Source organism: Kitasatospora sp. NPDC042419 (assembly GCF_056437345.1).
This window is the reverse complement of the sequence record NZ_JBWKAW010000046.1, coordinates 21,746-39,490: the sequence shown is the minus strand read 5'-3', so window position 1 is coordinate 39,490 and position 17,745 is coordinate 21,746. Positions and strand designations below refer to the sequence as shown.

The window sequence follows — 17,745 nt, the reverse complement described above, 5'->3', positions numbered from 1 at the left end:
GATGTTTTCCGCTCCGTTTCCGGCGCTTCGTTCATCCAACTCGCTGGTGTCTTCTGCGGCTTGACGCCCCGTCCGACGTTCCAAACTCTAGCCGACCTCCGCTCCGAAAAGCGAATCCGGCCGCAATCCCCGGAAATGGGCACGCCAAATAAACCCGATGCCGGGCGGCGATTGCATTTTCAGAGGGTTGGCCGCTCCGGGACCGTCCGCGCTGATGCGTGTCCGGTGCTCCCTGCCAAGCGACTGGGCGACAGTACTCCTCCTCCACGCGCAAAACAAATCACCTCGTCACGGGCAGGACCACCGGCCGGGCCGACCGCTCCCCAGCCGGGTGACCCGCCGCGGTGGCAGCCGGCGGCCGTGCCGGTCGGGACTGCCCGTCAGGTCTGCCCGTCAGGTCTGCCGGAGAGCCTCGGTGAGGCGGTCGGCTGCCTCGACGACGGCTCGCGAGAGGTGGGCACCTGGGTGGCGGGTGAGCCGTTCGATCGGCCCGGAGACCGTGACGGCGGCCGTGACCCGGTTGGCCGGACCGCGGACGGGCGCGGAGACGGACGCGACCCCGACCTCGCGCTCCCCGACGGACTGGGCCCAGCCACGCCGCCGGACACCGCTCAACGCCGTCGCGGTGAAGCTGGCCCCCTGCAGACCCCGGTGGAGCCGCTCGGGCTCCTCCCAGGCGAGCAGGACCTGGGCGGCGGCGCCGACCTTCATCGGAAGGGTGACTCCCACCGGGACGGTGTCGCGCAGGCCGGAGAGGCGCTCGGCGGCAGCCACGCAGATCCGGACCCCTCCCTGCCGGCGGTAGAGCTGGGCGCTCTCACCGGTGAGGTCGCGCAGCTGGGTGAGGACCGGACCGGCGGCAGCCAGCAGCCGGTCCTCACCGGCGGCCGCCGAGAGCTCGCCGAGCCGGGGGCCGAGGATGAACCGGCCCTCCACGTCCCGGGCGACCAGGCGGTGCTGTTCGAGTGCGACGGCGAGCCGGTGGGCGGTGGGTCGTGCCAGGCCGGTCACCGCGACGAGTCCGGTCAGGGTGGCGGGACCTGCTTCCAGGGTGCCGAGAATCGAGGTGATCTTGTCGAGCACACCGACGCCGCTCGTGTTCTCCATGGATGTACTCCGTCTCAGATCCCGTGAGCCGCACATGGGCCTGCTCACGGTGACTCCCCGCGGGGAGCCGGGGGGGGGTGGTCAGCGGGGGCGGGCCGCAGAAGTCGGCCGATTGCCTGCGCCGGGCACGAGACGGGTACGCGAAAGGCCCGGGACGGGAAGCGCCCGGGGGAAGGACAGCACAGAGAGCACCGTGTCTCCTCATCTTTCCCGCGCCACATTGGCGACAGGCCGGAGTTGGCACTGGTCCCGGACGGCACGGCGCGTACTTCGGACGCCGGGTCGAACGGGGAGTTGCCGGGGCTTCGTAGGGCCGGTCCCTCCACCCCTCTGGATGATTCGCGAGAAACCCTACAAGACTCCCCCGGCCGCCCGTCACCCCCTCCCCCTTCTCACCCCCTACCCGCCGTCCACCGCACCGGCCGACAGCGGGCAGCGGCGTCGGGCAGCGGCGTCGGGCAGCGGCGTCAGTACGGTGTTCTACCGTCAGGTCGTATGACGATCCTGATCACCGATGCGGGCCCGACCGCGAACGACGCGCAGATCACCCGCATCGGCGGCGTACCGCTGGCCCTGCCGGGTACCGCCTGGCCGACCTGCGGGATGTGCGGCGGGCCACTGCAGTTCCTCGCGCAGATCGTCCTGGACGAGTCGGGCGCCGCCGTCGCCGGAGACGACGGGCCGCAGGCCCGGGTGCTGGTGCTGTTCGCCTGCCAGAACAACCCGGGCAGCTGCCGGGACTGGGAAGCCCGCTCGGGTGCCAACCGCGCGCTGATCCTCCCGGCCCACGGTCTCCGGCCGATCCCGCTGCCCCGGGTCGACGAGCCCGCGGATGCCGGCGAGGACCTCGACTCGGATGAGGACGACGATGAGGACGCGGACGACGACCTCGACGACCACGACGTCCTGCTCCTCGGCGCCACCCGCGCCGCCGAGCTCCAGGTCCTGGCGGACGCCCCGGACTTCGACGGTGCCCGCGCCGCCTGGGCGGCGCGGACCGGCCGGCCCCGGAACCACGTCCTCGGGCAGCTCAACGGCCGGCCGGCCTGGCTCCAGTACGACCAGACGCCGAGTTGCTCGACCTGCTCGGAGCCGATGCGGCTGACCGTCCAGCTCCAGGAGGGGCCCGATCCGGTCACCGCCATGAACTTCGGCAGCGGCCGCGCCTACGCCTTCACCTGTCCCCCGTGCGCCGACGCGGCGTTCCTCTGGCAGTGCTGAGCCGGGAACGGCCGATGCCCGGCGAGCACTCGCGAGCCGGGCATCGGCCGTTCCGCGCGGGCCCTCAACCCCGGCGGCGGCGCACCTTCTGCTGCGGCAGGCTGCCGGCGCTCCAGTAGCCGTCGAGGATGCGCAGCAGGCCCTCGGCATCGCGCATCACCGTGACGCCCGGCGGCACGTCGGGGCGCTTCACGCTCACCCAGAACGTGGCGCCCATCCGGAACTCCTCCCCCTGCCCGGCCAAGGGCTCGGACCGCACCCGGGCGGACGTCACGCGGATCCTCGCCCCCGGCAAGCTCGCCCGGTTCGCCGACGCCCCCGACCTGATCACCGTCGACAAGGGCGAACTCTGGTACTTCCCCGGAACGTTCCAGGCCGGCTGCAACCTCGGCGCCGGCGCGCGGATCGGCACCGGTGACCGGTCCGGCACCACCCTGCTCGCCCCCGGCTCGGTCGGCGGCGTGCCGACCACGAAGATCACCGCGTCCGCCCACGCCCCGCTGGTCTCCGGCGTGCTCGACACCGCCGACGAGAACCTCTGCCTGGACATCGCCGGCGGCAGGACCGTCAACGGCACCGCCGGCTGGACGTACACCTGCAACGGCACCGACGCCGAGCAGTTCACGCTCGGCGCCGACGGCAGCGTCCACGCGCTCGGCAAGTGCCTGGACGTGAAGAACGGCGACACCGCCAACGGCACCCTGATCCAGCTCTACCAGTGCAACAACACCGGCGCCCAGCAGTGGACCCCCGACGTGCAGCTCTTCCCCGAAGCGCTCCCCCCATCGGCGTCGCCTCCCTCGACGGAAAGCGCCCGGTCCCGACCCAGCTGAGCCGACCCCGCCCCGCCGGCCCTGCACCCGGGCCGCGGGCCCGGCGCTCCCGTGTCACATTCCCGCTCCGCGTGGGGTCAGGGTCGTGAGAGGGCGGGACGCCGGCGGCACTGGTCGCCGGAGCCCGCACGATCCGGCGAGGAGTGCACCGGGTGCCCGCACCCGGCACCCGGCCGTCGCCACGCACCGACCGACACCCCGAGGAAGGCCCCCATGATCCCGCTCACCCGTGCCGCTTCCGTCGCCGCGCTGACCGCCCTGTCGATCGCCACGGCCTCCACCCCCGCCGCGGCCGGCTCGGCGCGCCCGCAGCACTGGTCGGCCGCGTGGTCCGCGCCGATGATGCGGCCCTCCGGAGCGCCCTGGTTCGCGACCTGGGCCGTCCAGGGCTTCGACCACCAGTCGGTGCGGGAGGTGGTACGGGTCGGCACGGGCGGCTCGGCGGTCCGATTCCGGCTGTCCAACGCCTACGGGACGACCCCGCTGCGGCTGACCGGGGCCAGTGTCGGCCGGGCCGCCGACGGGGCGTCCGTCGTCCCCGGGACGGTACGGCCGTTGCGCTTCGGACACCGGGACTCGGTCGTCGTCCCCGTCGGCGGGGAGGTCCTCAGCGACCCGGTGCCGCTGCCGGTGGCGGCCCGCGACCGGGTGGCGCTGACCCTCTGGTTCGACGGCCCGACCGGCCCGGCCACCTACCACCAGCTCTCCATGACCACGACCTACCGGGCCGACGGCGACCACCGCGGCGACACCGGCGCGGCGGCGTTCACCGACGCCGTCCGGCCCGGATACGGCTCCTGGTACTACCTGAGCGGTGTCGAGGTCAGCGGCGGGCGGCGAGCGGACAGGGCGGTGGTGGCCTTCGGCGAGTCCACCACCGACGGGTTCGGCGCCACCGTCGACGGGGACGACCGCTACCCCGACCTCCTCGCCGAACGGCTCACCACCGCCGGCCGGCCACGCCCCGTGCTCAACGCCGGCATCGGCTCGAACAAGATGCTCGCCGACTCCGCCTGCGCCGGGGACAGCGCCCTGTCCCGCTTCGAGCGTGACGTGCTCGACCGGCCGAACGTCGGCACCGTGATCGTCTCCCACGGCATGAACGACATCCTCCGCCCCGGCGACCAGATCTGCGGCGTGGACCGCGACGACCCGCCCGTCACCCTCCGGCGGCTGATCGACGCCCACCGCACCCTGATCCGCGCCGCCCGCGTCCGCGGCGTCACGGCCGTCGGAGCCACCCTGATGCCCTTCGGGGGCGCACCGTTCTGGACCCCGCAGACCGACCGGCTGCGCCGCGACCTGAACGAGTGGATCCGCACCTCCGGCGAGTACGACTCGGTGGCCGACTTCGACCGGGCGATCGACCCGGAGGGCACCGGCAGCATCCCGGACGGCTACCACTGCGGCGACCACCTCCACCCCAGTCCGCTCGGCTACCGGGCCGTGGCCGACAGCATCGACCTCGACAGCCTGCGCTGACCGCCGGGGCGGCGGTCCGGACGCGTTCCGCACGGACCGCCGCCAGGTCACACCGGGTCCTGCGGCACCGGCCCACCCCAGGGCTCCGCAGGACTCTGTAGGACTCCATAGGACTCCGCGGACCGTCGACAGGGGCGGGCGGAGGGCCTGTTCAGACGAGGACCGGTTCAGGCCGGGGACCGGTTCAGGCGGGTGAAACGGCGACGCCGAGGGAGTCGGCCCCCATCGGCTTCGGTGCGCCCTTCTCGTAGAAGACGTCGAGATCGGTGATGACGAAGCCCGCCCCGGTCAGCAGCTCGGCGACCGGACGGGTCAGGTGGCACCCGGCGAACAGCCGCTGCTCCAGCGGGTCGAGGCGCCGCTGCCAGCGACGCACGGCCTCGTCCCCCTCCGGCGCCAGGCCGTGCTCGACGAAGTGCAGCGTCCCACCGGGCTTGAGGACGCGCCGCACCTCGCGGAGGGCGGCCTCGACGTCCGGGACGGTGCACAGCGTCCAGGTCGACAGCGCCGCATCGAAGGAGTGGTCCGGGAACGGCAGCACCTGACCGTCCAGGCCCCCGCGCTCCACCCGGACCGGGGTCGCCGCCACCCGCTCGGCCGCCAGCTTCCAGCCCACCTCGGAGGGGTCCACCGCGGCCACCCGGGTCACGGCCCGCGGGTAGAACGGGACGTTCAGCCCCGAGCCGAACCCGACCTCCAGGACATCGCCCTCCAGGCCCTCACAGACCCTCCGCCGGAGGTGCGCGGCCTCCTTCGTCCCGCAGACGACGTTGACGATCCGCGGCACGACCTGATCGGCGTAGAACCCCATCACGACCTCCAGCCCTCATGACCAGTGTGGCACCGCGCCGTGTCGGCCCGTGTCGGCCCGCGCCGGTGCGGCCCTGCTCAGGCCGGGTAGGTGATGGAACCCAGCGGCGGGCAGGGGACGAGCGTGGTACCGGCGCCGGGGCGTTCGACGAAGGCCCGGGCCTCGGCCGCCTGCCGGCGCCGGGTCTCCAGCTCGTCGGCGTGCCAGGCGTCGCGCATCGCACCGGGGTAGTCCCACGAGTCGTCGATGAGGCTGAGGCTGGTGTTGCCCGAGCTGCGCTGGAACTCCGCCTTCACGGCGGCCTGTCGGAGCGCGGTCTGGAGGGCGGCGAGATCGATGCGGGCGATCAGGACGCCCGGGGTGTCCGGTTCGCGGGTCGGCATGGGGGCCTGCGGGAGCAGCGACACCCCCGTGTCGCGGCGGCCGATGTCGTCGACGCTCGCGTCCTGGGCCTCCCTCACCGCGATCCGCATCTCCCGGTGCAGCCAGAAGAACTCGTCGAGGTCGGCCCGGGTGATGCGCATCCGCTCGTACAGGGCCCGGAAGCGGGGGTCCTGGTGCAGCGGGAGCATGGGGGCCATGTGGAGCACCACACAGTCGTTGAAGCCCTCCGACACCGCCGCTTCGAGGTGGAGGACGGCCAGTTCCGTCTGCCCCTGCGCGCACGCCAGCCCGGCGAGGTTGGCGCGGCCCGCGGCGGCGAGCCACGCACCGTCGGGGCCGAGCGCCGCGGCACGCGCGACGACGTCGTGGATGCCCCTGGTCCCCGTCACGGCGGCTCCCCTGGTCAGGAGCTCCACCAGTACTTCGTGAAGACGGGTCGCCAGTGAGCTGACGGTGTCGGCCATGGATCTCCTCGGGGCTCGGTGGTGAAGGGCTACGGGGGCGTCGGGTATGCGGCAACTCCCTGGAGATGACGGGCGGACGGGGCTACCGGTTCCGGCCGGCCGGACGCGGCGCGGTGCGGCGCCCGGCCACCTGCGGAAAGCCCGTGGCGGCCGCGGCCGCCACCCCGGGGAGGGGAGGAGCGCCGGATCGTGTCCTACCCTGGGAACCATGTCGAACCCTGACAGGCTGCTCGTCGACATCGCCGCGATGGTGGAGTCCGAGCACAGCAATCAGATGTCCCTGACCGTGGTGGTACCCGGCGCGGTGATCACCGGCAGACTCGCGCCGGTGACCCTGTGGTGGGAGCGGGTGGCGGAGGTCCTCCAGGCCTCGGAGCACCTGAAGCCGTTCGCCGAACTCTTCGCCCCGCCCGCCGACGGCCCACCCGCGCGGCCCACCCACCTCCACCTCCACCGGGCGAAGATCCTGCAGGGCGACTTCGCGCTCCCCCACACGGGCGGCATGTACCGCATCGCGATCGAGGACATCAGCAGCTGGACGATCGGCGACCTCGGCTACTCCGACAGCTGACGGCCCCGGCGGGCCGAGTGACCGCCCGGCGTCGCCCCCGCACGTCCGTCTCGGGTGCCCCGCACCCGCCGCCCCGGCCCGTCCCCGCACCCGCCGCCCCGGCCCGTCCGGCGGCCGGTGCCGGGGCGGCCCGACCGGCGGCGGGGTGCTCCTGCGGCTCCGGTAGCGTGCCCCCATGATCACCGGTGACTCCCTGGCCACCCGTCTGCGTCTGCTGGCCGCCCGTGTTCCGTTCGACCTCGCCGTCCGGCCCGGCCTGGACGACGCCGCCACCGACGCCGCCACCGCCGGGGTACCGGTACCGCTCGCCGAGCGCGAACTCCTGCGCCACCTGGGCGGCTTCTCCGTACCGCCGGTGGAGGTCCGCCTGACAGGACATCCGCGTCAGCGGAGCGGTCCCGCGCTGCCCGACCTGCGGCACGTGGTGTCGGACGACGGCGGCGGCGGGCTCACCTGGGTGGACACCGCCCCCGACGGAAGCTGGGGCCAGGTGCTCATGCAGTACCGGGAGGGCGGTCTGTACGTCCAGGCCGGCTCGCTCGCCGCCTGGCTGGACCGGTTGATCACCACCGCCGAGGAGCTCGTGGACGAGGTCGGCTTCGAGGACGGCGTCCAGCCCTACGCGGACGAGTTCTGGGACGCCCTCCACCCCGACGGCCCCGAGCTCACCCTGCACCCCGCGCCGGCACTGCGCGCCGACGGCACCGGCGGCACCGGCGGCACCGACCCGACGCTTGCCGCCCTGGCGCGCCGCGTCCCCGACAACGCCCTTCTCGCCGACCTGCGCGGCGCCGCCCCGGGCAGCCGCGCCCGATTCGACCGCGCCTGCGGCCCGTACCGGCTCCGGCGCGCGGTCGACGCTCCGGTGTTCGCCGCCCTCCCCTGGGACTGGCAGCACGACCGGCCGCGCTGACCGAACCCATTGCTACTCCAGCAGCTTTCGGCCCGTCGAATAGCTTGTGAATGCCGCTCGGCATCACCAGCGACCGTGCAGAACGACCGGAGGAGCCGCACTTGCCCAGGGAGGCGCCGTACCTCGCCGTGACCGACGCGCTGCGCGCACGCATCCGTGCGGGAGAGTGGGAGGTCGGGGCGCGGCTGCCGTCGCGGTTGAGGCTCGCCGTCGAGTACGGGGTCGGACGGAACGTCACGCAGCGAGCCGTCGAAAGACTGGTCGCCGAGGGCCTGTTGGAGGGACGCGCGGGTTCGGGAACGTACCTGACCGCACCGGGCGAGCGCTTGCCGATGATCCGCTCCCGGCACCGCGAGCACCGGGCCGGCTCCCCGCTCCCCACCCTGTCGGAGGAGCGGGGCAGGGCCGATTCCTGGGACGCGCACAGCCTGGTGCGCGTCCCGGCCACCGAGGACGTGGCCGAGCGGCTCGCCATCGGCCCCGGCGATCCCTGCGTCACCACCCACTACGAGTTCCTCGCCGACGGCCGACCGGTCCAACTCTCTCGCTCCTGGGAGCCGATGGCCATCACGGGCGGCACGCCGGTCGTGCTCCCCGAGGCCGGACCCCTCGCCGGCAGGGGGGTGGTCGAACGCATGCGCTCCATCGGTGTCGTGGTGCGGTCCGTCGTCGAGCGGCCCCGCCCGGCCCGTGCCACCCGGGAGCAGGCACATCTCCTGGGGATCAGCCCGGGGGACCTGGTGCTCCGGATCGAGCGGACCATCCACGACACCGGTGGCCGCCCCGTGGAGACCGCCGACATCGTCGTCCCGGACGGACGACGGCAGGTGGTCTACGAGTTCGCGGTCGACGACCCCTCGCCGCGGGAACCGGCGGGACGCCGGACCGCCTCCGAGGGCCGGTGACCGGATGCCGTCCCTTCCGCGCCCCGGACTCCTGCGCAACCCGGACTTCGGGCGCCTGTTCGCCGCGACCGCGGCCGGTCAACTGGGCGACCGCATCATGTTCCTGGCGCTGCCGCTGGCCGCCGTCGCGGCCCTCGGCGGCGACGAGCTCGACGTCGGACTGCTGACCGCCGTGGTCACCACCGGCTCGCTCCTGGTCGGACTGCCGGCCGGAGCGTGGGTGGACCGCCTTCCGAAGCGGACGGTCATGATCGGCACCGACCTCGTGCGGGCCCTGACGCTCGCGACGATACCGATCGCCTGGTGGGCCGGTCACCTCACCATGGGCTGGCTCCTCGCGACGGCCATGGTCCACGGGGCGCTGACGGCCGTCTTCGACGCCGCCTACGTCAGCTGCCTCCCGCAGCTGGTGGGGCGCAGCGATCTCGTCGAGGGGAACGCGAAGCTCTCGGCGGTGCGCTCGGTGACCAGCATCAGCGGTCCGGCGGTGGCGGGCCCGCTGGCCGGCTGGGCGGGACCTCCTGCCGCGATCCTGGCGGGTTCGCTGGGAATGGCGGTGTCCGGGCTCCTCGCGATCGGCATCCGCAAGCGCGAACGGAGGCCGGAGCCCGCCGAGACGCCCCCGCTGCTCCGCGGCATCGAGGAGGGCCTGGCGTTCGTCCTCACGCATCCCGTGCTCCGCGCGACCGTTCTGGGGGACGTGTTCTTCAACCTCTTCCTGGCGGCGTACCAGGCCGTGCTGCTGGTCCACCTGCCCAGGGAGACGGGCCTCGATTCCACCGGCGTCGGCCTCGTGCTGTCGGGGATGGGCTGCGGCGCCCTGCTGGGAGCGCTCTGCGCGAGACGGCTGTCCGTCCGGTTCGGGCCCGGTCGGGTCAGCTGGCTCGCGCCCCTCGTCACCTGTCCGCCGGCCGCCCTGATGCCGTTGGCCCACCCCGGCTGGACCGTTCCCGCGGCGGCGGCCGGGCTCGCGGCCCTCTCCCTGGGCGGAGTCGTCCGCGTCGTCGCCCAGTCGAGCGTCCAACAGGCGCTCACCCCGGTCGGCATGCTCGGCCGGATGAGCGCGACCACCCGGTTCCTGGCCGGCTGCGGCCTGCCCCTGGGCGGAGTTCTCGGCGGGCTCGCAGGCGCTGCCCTGGGCACGAGGGCCACGCTGTGGATCGGCGCGGTCGGCATGACGCTGAGCTTCGTCCCGGGCCTCGCCTCCCCGCTCCGAAACCTGCGCTCGGAGCCTCCGGCCTGAGTCCGACTCCCCCTGGGCGGGGGCCGGTGGGTGGCGATCAGGTCGCGGTACCAGGCGCAGGACGGAAGCTGAATCCTTTTCCCGGCCGGTGGGCTCTTATGGGCGGACGGCTGGGCGCCGCCCCTGTTTCCGCCACCGATCGAACACCGAGAGGCCCCTGATGACCCTTTCCTCCCCCGCCCTCGCGTCCCGAGGAGTGCTGCTGGTGCACGGCGCGTGGCACACCGGTCATGCCTGGGACGGCGTCGCTGCCGGGCTGCGGGCCCGTGGTGTCGCCGTGGCCGTCGCCGAGCTGCACCGCGGGTCGCTGGCAGCCGACACAGCCGCGGCCGAGGCCGCACTGGACCGGCTGCCCGGGGGCGGCCCCGCCGTCGCGTGCGGTCATTCCTACGGCGGCGCCGTCATCACCGGCCTTCCGCCGCACAAGATCGACCACCTCGTGTACCTCGCCGCGATGATGCCCGACCGCGGCGAGACCGCCCTCGGCCTGCTCGCCGGTGCACCGCCCACCGACCTGGGGGCCGGCATGATCGGTGACCCCGCCGGCACCACGACGATCGACCCGGAGGCTGCGGGGCGACTGTTCCACGCCCAACTCGGCGAGGAGGAACGCGCCCGCCACACCGCCCGGCTCGTCCCCCAGTCCATGGCCCCCGGCCATCAGCCGACGACCGGCGCCGCCTGGCACCACCGGCCCAGCACCTACGTGGTCTGCACCGAGGACCGCGTCATGCACCCGGACCTGCAACGCCGGTTCGCCACCCGCGCGACCCGTGCGATCACCTGGCACAGCGACCACGGAGCCTTCGCGTCACACGAGGACGAGACCGTCGGACTGCTCCACCGACTGGCCACCGGAAGCCACCTCTCCCCGGCCGGCCGGTAGGCGTCTCGACCGTGCCGGTCACCGCCGCTCATCGCGCCGGGCCCTCCCACTCCCCCGCGGCGTCAGGAAGTCACCGGCCCCCGGCTCGGTACCGCTCGGTACCGCTCGGCGCCGCTCTGTGCCGCGCGGTGCCGCTCGGCGCCGCTCGGACCCGGCCCACGCCGTGGAGCGCGCAGCGGTCGCGGCCGCCCGCGCTCCACGGCGTGGGCGGTCACCCGCCCGCACCGGCGGCCGGTCGCCCCCCGCCCGCCCCGTCCGAGCACGCCGGTCCCCGGCGGCTCCGCGAAAAGCAGGTGCGGCCCGCCGTGCCGTCCCGCACACTGGCGCGGAATCCCCGACCCTCCCGAGGAGATCCCGCGTTGCAGGCCGCCGTCACCGTGTCGCCGTCCCAGGTCCCCGAGTTGCTGCTCGGGCTCACCACCGTCCGGCCGGTCTTCCTCTGGGGGGCTCCGGGCATCGGGAAGTCCTCACTGGTGCGGGAGTTCGCCGACTCGCTCGGGCTGGAGTGCGTCAGCCTGATCGGCACCCAACTGGCACCCGAGGACCTCATCGGGGTGCCGCAGATCACCGAGGACGGACGCTCCCGGTTCTGCCCGCCGGAGTCGATCGCCCGCACCGAGCCCTACTGCCTCTTCCTGGACGAGCTCAACGCGGCCACCCCGGACGTGCAGAAGGCCTTCTACTCGCTCATCCTGGACCGCCGGATCGGCTCCTACGAGCTGCCGCCCGGCTCGATCGTGATCGGCGCGGGGAACCGCGCCACCGACGGCGCGCTGGCCCGCCCGATGGCGTCCGCCCTGGTGAACCGGCTGGTCCACGTCCACCTCCGGGCCAGCTCCACCGACTGGCTGGCCTGGGCCGCGGACAACGGCATCCACCGCTGGGTGGTGGACTACCTGACGGACCGCCCGGACCACCTCTGGTCCGCCCCGCCCAAGACCGAGGAGCCCTTCTCCACCCCGCGCGCCTGGCACATGCTCTCGGACGCCCTGCACTCCTTCGGCCCGACCCTGGAGGAGCCGACCGTCAAGGTGCTGGCGCACGGGCTGCTCACCCCGCAGCACGCGGTCTCCTTCGGCGGCTACGTGAAGATCGTCCGCAACTCGTACGGCCTGGACGCGATCCTCAAGGGCGACGCCCGCTGGCCGCACCGCCCGGAGGACCGCGACCTGCTCTACTACCTGGCCGACGCCTTCCGGGGCCGGCTGGTCAAGGAGCTCCCGGCCCGCAAGGAGCAGGTCTCCGACTCGCTTCGGCAGACCGCCTACCGGGCCAAGTCGCTGCTGGTCCAACTCGCCGAGATCTCGGTCGAGGTGGCCCAGACGGTGATCGCCGACGGCGCGGACGGCAATCCGGTGCTGCCCTCCTGGTTCCTGATCGAGGCGGCCCGCGACATGCCCCGCCTGGTCGAGGCCCGCCGGTGAGCCGACGCGGGTCCGGCGCCGGGGCCGGCAGCACCGAGAAGGGCACCAAGCCCCGCGACCCGGCGCTGGAGGCGTTCCAGGGGGGCTGGAGCCTGGTCCACCGGAACCACGCGCTGGCCGCCATCCCGGTGGACGTCTGCCGTGCCGAGGACTGTCCGGACGCCCCCGGGGACGGCTGGCTGGTGGTCGACTCCGACGGCACCCTGCACCCCAACCTCACCCACCCCCGGATGCGCCGCGCCGACCCGGCCGAGTGGGCCTGGGTGCTGGCGCACTGCCTGCTGCACCTCGGCTTCGGCCACCTGCCCGCCGAGCGCGGCCGCCGCACCCAGCCGGACGCCCACCGGCTGGCCGCCAACTGCGGGGTGGTGCACCGCTTCCAGGCCACCTTCCCGGTCGGCCGCGCCCCCTTCGAGCTGCCGACCCGGATCCCGCCCGGCGACGAGGACCAGCTCACCGCCCGCTGGCGCGAGGAGGGCCTGCCCCGGATCACGGGCACCGCGGGCGGCCACCCGGACCAGCTGCTCGTGCCCTGGCACGGCCACCAAGTGCCGGAGGACTGGTCCTCGGTCTTCGCCGCCGCGCTGACCCGCACCATGTCCGCCGCGATGGACGTGGCCGGCGGCCGCCGCGACGAGCTGACCGGCGAGCGCGTCCCGGAGCGGCCGTGGACCAGGGCGCTCAACTGGTTCGTCTCCAGCTACCCGCTGCTCAGCGGCCTGGCGGCCGGCATCACCCTGGTCGCCGACGCCGAACTGGCCCGCGCCCAGGGCATCGCGATCGCGGCGGTGAACGCCGAGGCCGGCGAGATCTACCTCAACCCGCTGCGCCGCCACACCGAGGAGGAGTGGCGCTTCGTCCTGGCCCACGAGATGCTGCACGCCGCGCTCCGGCACGGCGACCGCTGCGGCGGCCGGGACCCGTACCTGTTCAACGTCGCCGCCGACTACGTGATCAACGGCTGGCTGCTGGAGATGGGCGTCGGCGAGATGCCCGAAGGGCTGCTGCACGACCCGCAGTTGAGCGGCCTGTCGACCGAGGAGGTCTACGACCGGATCGCCCGGGACCAGCGCCGGCTGCGCCGCCTGGCCACCCTGGCCGGCAAGGGCCGGGGCGACGTCCTGGGCGAGCCGCTCGGCCGCCCGCGCGACTACGTCGACCTGGACGACTTCTACCGGCGCGGCCTCCAGCAGGGCTTCGAGCTGCACGGGCGCGAGCGAGGGTACCTCCCGGCCGGCCTCGTCGAGGAGATCCGCGCGCTGTCCCAGCCGCCGCTGCCCTGGGACGCGCAACTCGCGCGCTGGTTCGACGAGTTCGTGCCCGCCCCGCAGCCGGTACGCAGCTACGCCCGGCCGTCCCGGCGGCAGGCGTCCGCACCGGACATCCCGCGGGCCGGCCGCCACCACCCGCCCGAGGAGGTGGCCCGCTGCACCTTCGGCGTGCTGCTGGACACCTCCGGTTCGATGAGCCGCCAACTGCTCGGCAAGGCGCTCGGCGCCATCGCCTCCTACGCGGCGGCCCGGGACGTGCCGGCCGCCCGGGTGGTGTTCTGCGACGCGGCCCCTCACGACGCCGGCTTCCTGCCCACCGACGAGATCGCCGGCCGGGTCCGGGTGCGCGGCCGCGGCGGCACGCTGCTCCAGCCCGGGGTCGACCTGCTGGAGCGGGCCGAGGACTTCCCTCCCGGCGCCCCGGTGCTGCTGATCACCGACGGCGAGTGCGACGTGCTGCGGATCCGCCGCGAGCACGCCTACCTGCTCCCGCAGGACGCCGGCCTGCCGTTCACCCCGCGCGGCCCCGTGTTCCGGCTGCGGTGAGGCGAACCGAGGACTCGTGTGCCCGAGCGCGCGCACCAGGGCCCGGCCGTCCACCGGCAGCGCCTGCCGGACGGCCCCGGGCCCGGTCCGACGCCCTCACCCACCCGGCGGGAGCCGGACCGGCCGGCAAGGCCTCTTCCGCGAGTCACCACTGCTACGGTCAGCCGGGGCCGACGGTGCCGCGTGCGTACATCAACGTCCCGGTTCCGTAGGCGAGGTGAGCCGTACCGTCCTTGCCGAACTCCAGGGACGGCCAGCCGTCGCCGGTGGCGACCGGCTGACTGGTCCACCCGGCGGTTCCGCGCCTGGCGAGCACGACCTGACCGTCGTCGAGGTAGGCGATGAACAGGGTCTGGTGCGGGTCGCCCGCGGCGGAGGGGAACCGGGGGCCGTTGGCGTCGTCGCCCTCGGCGACCACCTCGATCCTCGGCTCCGACCCGAAGGAACTGGACCAGGCACGCACGGTGCGTGTCCGGACGTCGGCGTACGCGACGAGCACCTTGGAGAAGAGACCCCGGGCTTTGGCGCGGCCGGAACTCCCGTCCACCGTCCCGCCGAGGAACAACGCGTGACCTACCTCGAACTCCGTGCCCGGTGGGCGGCGATCAGGTCCCGGTACCAGGCGTACGAGGCCTTCGGAATGCGCTCCTGCGTCTCGAAGTCGACGTGGACGAGGCCGAAGCGCTGGTGGTAGCCCTCGGCCCGTCGAACACCCTGTCATTGTACAAATCGGTCGATCATCGTTGTTGGCGTCACACCAACTCGCCGCGCGCCCTGTTCTGGTTCAGCGCTTCGCCGGAGCCTTGATGTATCCGTCGTGCACGTGGATGTCCCTGGTACGCAAGAACCTCCACCACCTTGTACACGGCGTCCTCGACGGCCTCGTGCTCCCACACCCTCAGAGGGTGCCAGCCAAGCCGGAGAAGGGTGGCATCGGTGTCCCTGTCACGACGCGTGTTGTCGTCGAACTTCCGCCACCACCACTCGGCGTTGTGCTTCGGCGCGTGCAGGTGTTCAGGACAGGCGTGCCAGAAACACCCCTGCACGAACACCGCCGTTCGCCAGGGCGCGAACGTGATGTCCGCCCTCCGACGCCGCATCGTGGGGAGGGGATGGTTCACCCGGTACCGGAAGCCCATCGAGTGAAGCGCCCGCCGGAGGGCGAGTTCGGGAGCCGTGTCCACGCTGCGCTGTGCCCGCATTACCCGACGGACGTTGGCATCCCTCGGCGGCGGAACGTCGATCCGGTTGCCCCTGTGTCCCATGCACCGATCAACCTCGGTCGGGGTGCAGTGGTCACCCTCCCGGAGACGGCGATGACATCGATCGGCACGCCGCACCTCGACAACGGCCTCCGCGCCGGCCACGGAGCTCAGTCGAGTGGCAGGGCAGCCAGGCGGAGCTGTTCCTCCTCCACGATCCGAACCGCCAATGACTGCTCCGAAACGTCCACGGCCTCCGGCGTCGACTCCGCCACCTCGCTCCGCCGTGCGTAGTCGTCGAAGAGCCGCTCCTTCGCCCGCAACATCTCCAGCATCCGCTGGTCGACGCTGTCGGCGACGAGCAGCCGGTGCACCTGGACGCGCCGGACCTGTCCCATCCGTTGGGACCGGGCGACGGCTTGGCTCTCCATGGTGGGCTTAACCTGCGGCTCGCACAGGATGACGACCGACGCCGCCTGGATGTTCAGCCCCACACCTCCGGCCTGGATCTGGCTCAGGAGCACCGCGTGGCCCGCCACCGCGGCGAACCGGTCCACCACCTCCTGGCGCCCCGCTGCCGGAAGACTGCCGTCGATCGGTCCGAACACCCCTCGGCCAAGTGATCCTCGGACGGCCGCCAGGACGTCGTGGAAGAACGAGAAGACCACGACCTTCCGCCCGTTGTCGGCGGCCTCTTCGACGATCTCCCGCAGCCGCTGCAATTTGGCCGATCGCGCGGGGTCCGCGTAGGCGGCGCGGCGCATGGCCATGAAGTTCCCGGCGGCAACGGCGGCCCGATACGCCGCGAAGTCGGCCGTCGTGAACTCCTCCCACTCGTCGACGTGAACGGCATCGGGAAGCTCGGTGAGGACATCCTTCTGGTTGCGGCGCAGGTAGGCCGGGGCGACCGCCTTCCGGAACGCATTCGGACCGACCCCGGTCGAGCCGTTGTGGATGCGGGACAGCAGTTCGGGCTGGAGGTAGTGCACCAGGTTGCGGAACTCCTCGACCCGGTTCTCCATCGGAGTGCCGGTGAGGAAGAGCACCCTCTCGACACGGTCGGTCCACGCAGCCACTGCCCGGGAGCGCCGCGCCGCGTGGTTCTTGACGTAGTGGGCCTCGTCGACGACGACCATTCCCATCGCCTGTTCCGGTGGGACGTCCAGCTGGCGGAGACCGTCGAACGTCACCACCACGACACCACCGTCACGGAGCCACTCGGCACGTGCCGGTTCCCGCTCCGGGCCGTGGAACCGGTAGGCGCGCAGACTGCTCCGGGTCTCGATCTCCCGGGTCCAGTTGATGAGGACGCTCGCCGGGCAGACGACGAGGAAGTGTGTGCTCCCCCGCGCCCGGAGGTGCGCCATCGCGGCGATGGCCTGAACGGTCTTCCCCAGGCCCATCTCGTCGCCGATGATCACCCGCTTCTGCTTGAGGGCGAATCGGGCGCCGAACGCTTGGTAGCCGCGCAGTGAGACCTTGAACTGCGTCTCGTCCAGCGGCTCGGCCCGGACTCCGTCGGACAGTTCCTCGGGCAGGAAGCCCTCGGATGCGCTGACCTGGTCCGGAGCGAGCCCCGCGATCTCGCCGAGAACGCCGTAGAACTCGGCAGAGCGGTGCTCGAAGTCCGTCCACGCCTCGACATCGGAAGCCGGCGACCGCAGGAGGTCCGCCGAAGCCTGTGCGAAGAGCATCGGTATCGCCTGCGCCTCCGACTCCGCCAGCAGAGCCGTGAGCTGCTCGACGGCGGCGTGGGCCTCCTGCTTCCGCTGCCTACCGGCCAACAGGCCGCGGATGGCCCCCCGGGCTGGTTGGGCCGTCGAGACGAGTGCAGCGACCTCGCCGACAACGCGCTGCGCGACCTCATTGGCGTGGGCCGCCTCGGGACCGGCGACGACGAGCCGCTGAAGCGCGGTGACCAGTGCCGTACTCATCGTGTCCTGGTGGTCGACGTCGAGCCGGACGGCCACGCTCCGCCCGGCCGCCTCCGCGATCCGGCGAGCAGCGGCGACGGTCTGGGCAGCTGTCTGCGCACCGATTCCCGGGACCGACTGCAGCGAGTACGCCGATGCATCGACGATCCGCTGGACAGTGCGGAAACCCGCAGCCTCCAACGCGCCGACCCTGAGACGCCCCGCGGTCACGTCCCTGAGCCGTGCGACGGGAATGGTCTCCAGCTCCTCGCGAACCAGCCGGTCCCTCAGAGCGGTTGCGGCCCGGGTCACCTGCGCGACGGCATCCCGGTGATCCTCGATGACCGCGACAGCGGCCCTGTGGAGTCGTTCGGCATCCGCGAGAACAGCCCGGGACTTCCGAACGGTCCGCTGCTTGTCCCCCACCCACGGCTCCCTACCCCGGTTCGACCGTCCAGCGCTTCTCCGGACCTCCACATGATTCCACCCGTCCCCCGTCCGTGCCGCCGCGATCGTCTTCGTCCGGGACCAAGGCCAGCACTGCAGTTCCCCTCCCGCGCCGGGCGGGC

At 73.2% G+C, this 17,745-nt stretch carries 17 protein-coding genes, 1 pseudogene and 1 riboswitch; of the genes and pseudogenes, 10 read left to right on the top strand and 8 right to left on the bottom strand.

Annotation, left to right across the window (positions count from 1 at the left end):
- Positions 1-393 precede the first annotated feature (393 nt).
- The gene (locus AC067J_RS41240) at positions 394-1,107 is read right to left on the bottom strand and encodes an IclR family transcriptional regulator (RefSeq protein WP_478307952.1); all 714 of its coding nucleotides are present in this window, start codon (positions 1,105-1,107) and stop codon (positions 394-396) included.
- Between the two features lie 198 nt (positions 1,108-1,305).
- Positions 1,306-1,448: riboswitch (SAM riboswitch) on the bottom strand.
- Positions 1,449-1,602: 154 nt separating this feature from the next.
- On the opposite strand from AC067J_RS41240, the gene AC067J_RS41235 reads away from it, so the two are divergent.
- Positions 1,603-2,328, top strand: coding sequence for a DUF1963 domain-containing protein (locus AC067J_RS41235; RefSeq protein ID WP_478307951.1), 726 nt, complete (start codon positions 1,603-1,605; stop codon positions 2,326-2,328).
- A 64-nt stretch (positions 2,329-2,392) separates the two neighbouring features.
- On the opposite strand, the gene AC067J_RS41230 is transcribed toward AC067J_RS41235, so the two are convergent.
- Complete coding sequence (locus AC067J_RS41230; protein WP_478307950.1) at positions 2,393-2,545, bottom strand: hypothetical protein; 153 nt, start codon at positions 2,543-2,545, stop codon at positions 2,393-2,395.
- Between AC067J_RS41230 and AC067J_RS41225 the strand changes: the two genes are divergently transcribed.
- Together AC067J_RS41225 and AC067J_RS41220 are read left to right on the top strand one after the other, a co-directional pair.
- Positions 2,535-3,161, top strand: a complete 627-nt coding sequence (locus tag AC067J_RS41225) for a ricin-type beta-trefoil lectin domain protein (protein ID WP_478307949.1) — start codon at positions 2,535-2,537, stop codon at positions 3,159-3,161. The genes AC067J_RS41230 and AC067J_RS41225 overlap by 11 nt on opposite strands.
- A 213-nt stretch (positions 3,162-3,374) precedes the next feature.
- Positions 3,375-4,643, top strand: coding sequence for a GDSL-type esterase/lipase family protein (locus AC067J_RS41220; RefSeq protein WP_478307948.1), 1,269 nt, complete (start codon positions 3,375-3,377; stop codon positions 4,641-4,643).
- Between the two features lie 184 nt (positions 4,644-4,827).
- Here the strand turns inward: AC067J_RS41220 and AC067J_RS41215 are convergent, their stop codons facing one another.
- Together AC067J_RS41215 and AC067J_RS41210 are read right to left on the bottom strand one after the other, a co-directional pair.
- On the bottom strand, positions 4,828-5,454 hold the full coding sequence (locus AC067J_RS41215; RefSeq protein ID WP_478307947.1) for a class I SAM-dependent methyltransferase: 627 nt from the start codon (positions 5,452-5,454) through the stop codon (positions 4,828-4,830).
- Positions 5,455-5,531: 77 nt separating this feature from the next.
- Positions 5,532-6,302, bottom strand: coding sequence for a hypothetical protein (locus tag AC067J_RS41210; protein ID WP_478307946.1), 771 nt, complete (start codon positions 6,300-6,302; stop codon positions 5,532-5,534).
- A 208-nt stretch (positions 6,303-6,510) separates the two neighbouring features.
- Here AC067J_RS41210 and AC067J_RS41205 point away from each other — a divergent pair, with 208 nt between their 5' ends.
- The 7 genes from AC067J_RS41205 to AC067J_RS41175 all read left to right on the top strand — a co-directional run bounded on the left by AC067J_RS41205 (position 6,511) and on the right by AC067J_RS41175 (position 14,061).
- A complete protein-coding gene (locus AC067J_RS41205) occupies positions 6,511-6,873 on the top strand; it encodes a hypothetical protein (protein WP_478307945.1) in 363 nt (120 codons plus the stop codon).
- A gap of 175 nt (positions 6,874-7,048) precedes the next feature.
- The gene (locus AC067J_RS41200; protein ID WP_478307944.1) at positions 7,049-7,786 is read left to right on the top strand and encodes an SMI1/KNR4 family protein; all 738 of its coding nucleotides are present in this window, start codon (positions 7,049-7,051) and stop codon (positions 7,784-7,786) included.
- A gap of 101 nt (positions 7,787-7,887) precedes the next feature.
- The gene (locus tag AC067J_RS41195) at positions 7,888-8,691 is read left to right on the top strand and encodes a GntR family transcriptional regulator (RefSeq protein ID WP_478307943.1); all 804 of its coding nucleotides are present in this window, start codon (positions 7,888-7,890) and stop codon (positions 8,689-8,691) included.
- 4 nt (positions 8,692-8,695) lie between these two features.
- The gene (locus AC067J_RS41190) at positions 8,696-9,934 is read left to right on the top strand and encodes an MFS transporter (RefSeq protein WP_478307942.1); all 1,239 of its coding nucleotides are present in this window, start codon (positions 8,696-8,698) and stop codon (positions 9,932-9,934) included.
- A gap of 160 nt (positions 9,935-10,094) precedes the next feature.
- Positions 10,095-10,820 (top strand): alpha/beta hydrolase, encoded by a 726-nt coding sequence (locus AC067J_RS41185; RefSeq protein WP_478307941.1) that lies wholly within the window; start codon positions 10,095-10,097, stop codon positions 10,818-10,820.
- A gap of 359 nt (positions 10,821-11,179) precedes the next feature.
- On the top strand, positions 11,180-12,244 hold the full coding sequence (locus tag AC067J_RS41180) for an AAA family ATPase (protein WP_478307940.1): 1,065 nt from the start codon (positions 11,180-11,182) through the stop codon (positions 12,242-12,244).
- Positions 12,241-14,061 carry a vWA domain-containing protein gene (locus tag AC067J_RS41175; protein WP_478307939.1) on the top strand — a complete coding sequence of 607 codons (1,821 nt, stop codon included), beginning with the start codon at positions 12,241-12,243 and terminating at the stop codon, positions 14,059-14,061. The genes AC067J_RS41180 and AC067J_RS41175 overlap by 4 nt, the downstream gene beginning before the upstream one ends.
- A 160-nt stretch (positions 14,062-14,221) precedes the next feature.
- Here AC067J_RS41175 and AC067J_RS41170 read toward each other — a convergent pair whose 3' ends face one another.
- From AC067J_RS41170 to AC067J_RS41155, 4 genes and pseudogenes are all read right to left on the bottom strand, one after another.
- Positions 14,222-14,626, bottom strand: a complete 405-nt coding sequence (locus AC067J_RS41170; protein WP_478307938.1) for a hypothetical protein — start codon at positions 14,624-14,626, stop codon at positions 14,222-14,224.
- 8 nt (positions 14,627-14,634) lie between these two features.
- Positions 14,635-14,763: pseudogene (locus tag AC067J_RS41165) on the bottom strand (family 1 glycosylhydrolase); the annotation flags it as partial.
- A gap of 50 nt (positions 14,764-14,813) precedes the next feature.
- Entirely contained in the window at positions 14,814-15,428 is a 615-nt protein-coding gene (locus tag AC067J_RS41160; protein WP_478307937.1) for a very short patch repair endonuclease, read from the bottom strand.
- 5 nt (positions 15,429-15,433) lie between these two features.
- Positions 15,434-17,602 carry a DEAD/DEAH box helicase gene (locus tag AC067J_RS41155; RefSeq protein ID WP_478307936.1) on the bottom strand — a complete coding sequence of 723 codons (2,169 nt, stop codon included), beginning with the start codon at positions 17,600-17,602 and terminating at the stop codon, positions 15,434-15,436.
- Positions 17,603-17,745: the final 143 nt, after the last annotated feature.